Source organism: Bradyrhizobium sp. 134 (genome assembly GCF_023074155.1).
Lineage (GTDB): Bacteria > Pseudomonadota > Alphaproteobacteria > Rhizobiales > Xanthobacteraceae > Bradyrhizobium.
Genome location: NZ_JADPKX010000010.1, coordinates 1 through 1,625, shown reverse-complemented (window position 1 = coordinate 1,625; position 1,625 = coordinate 1). Strand labels below are relative to the sequence as shown.

At 65.2% G+C, this 1,625-nt stretch carries 1 protein-coding gene; it reads right to left on the bottom strand.

Annotated features, from left to right (window positions below; translation table 11 throughout):
- Positions 1–430: 430 nt before the first annotated feature.
- On the bottom strand, positions 431–1,519 hold the full coding sequence (locus tag IVA75_RS05035) for an IS110 family transposase (RefSeq protein ID WP_247282323.1): 1,089 nt from the start codon (positions 1,517–1,519) through the stop codon (positions 431–433).
- Positions 1,520–1,625 lie beyond the last annotated feature (106 nt).

The window sequence follows — 1,625 nt, the reverse complement described above, 5'->3', positions numbered from 1 at the left end:
CAACCGACCGGCCGCACCTTGCGGCTTTTATCCTGCCGTCTTAATCGGTCGTGTCGTCTGTCTGACCTCAGCCATTCTCGCTTCCTTTCTCGCTTGCGACAAGCCTCTCTGATCCACGCCATGACACGATGCGCCGCGAGGCTTGCGAGTCCTGATGCGCCGTGCAGTCTTCCGCGCTCAGCGACGGCACAGTGTCGCTGCAGCAAGGCAGCGCGGACGCCGTCGCGGCGCATCTTTCCATCGGTGTGACGGAGCCACATCACAGGCAATCCGGCGCGATCGGTCGGCATCCGAAGATGCATCGTCGCAGGCAAGATAACGTGCGTTCCGTCGTGTTGGTGCTGCACCAGTCCTCATCCGCCGGCGGCGGAGCTCCGTGTTCAGGTCGCGGCCATCACCGCGTCGTTGCCAGGTTGCAGGATCACGCGCCTCATGCGTAGGGCCCGAGCAATTTGCGCTGCTTAGCTGTTGTTTCGGCATGCATCTCCGCCGCCGAGGCGTCCGGATCGCCGCAGTACAACGTGCCGCTGGTCCACATCGCATGCATGATCACAGCGAGCTTGCGCGCTACCGCCACCGTCGCCTTGCGGTGCGAGGAGCGCTTGCCCAGCGCCAGCCCCCACGCCTTGACCTTGTCTTTTTTCTTGTAGCGAGTCAGCAAAGCGCTGGCCGCCTCGTACAGCGCCCGCCGCACGTCACCGTCGCCCGCCTTGCTGATCCGGCCCTTGACGTCGATAGACGAGCCGGATTGCCAGCGCCGCGAGGTCAGGCCAAAATAGGCCGCCACGTCGCGCGAGCGCCTGAAGCGCGAGGGATCGTCGACCGCGGTCATAAAGCTCAGCGCCGCGATCGGGCCGACGCCAGGAATCTGCATGAAGCGCCGGCACAGCTCATGGCCGGCGACCAGGCGAACCACCAGGTCGTGCAGCCGGCAGTACTCCTTCCACAGCGCCGCGCGCGCATTCAGCATGGCGTCGATCAGCTCGCTGACAAGCGCATCGTGGGCCACCGCCTCGCGCACGACTTGCGCAAAGCCGCCGCGCCCGACCCGGTTCAGCCGGATGCCAAACACTTTCAGCGAGTGCCGGATCGCATTCTCGAGGTCCACAAACTTGCGCTTCAGATTGCGCCGGTGCGTCAACAACAGCCGCAGCCGGTAGCAGGCCTCGCTCTTGATATGGGCGCGCCGGAACCAGCCGGTGCGCATGATGTGGGCAATCCCGAGCGCATCTGCCCGGTCGGTCTTGTTGCGCTGCGCCTTCAGCGCCGCGCGAACATGCAAAGTCTCCAGGCAGACCGCCGGCAGGCCCAGCCTGAGCAGCTCCGGATGCAGCCAGGGCGACAGCGATCCCGCCTCATGACCAAGGCGTCGCAAGCGGCCAAGATAGGGCGTCAGCGCCACCTTGATCGCGTCCGGATCGGTCACCACCGCCGTCTCCAGCATCACCTTGCCGGTCGCGTCCACCACGCAGATCGCCGTCTCGTCCATGCCGACGTCCAAACCACAGAAGAATTCCATCACACGCCTCCCGCGTTGCTGAGCCGGTGCAGTGTGCGCAATATTCATCGCGCAGACCATCTGCTCCGCCGCCGCAAGTTCTGCAGGAGACCGATTACGGGCGGCC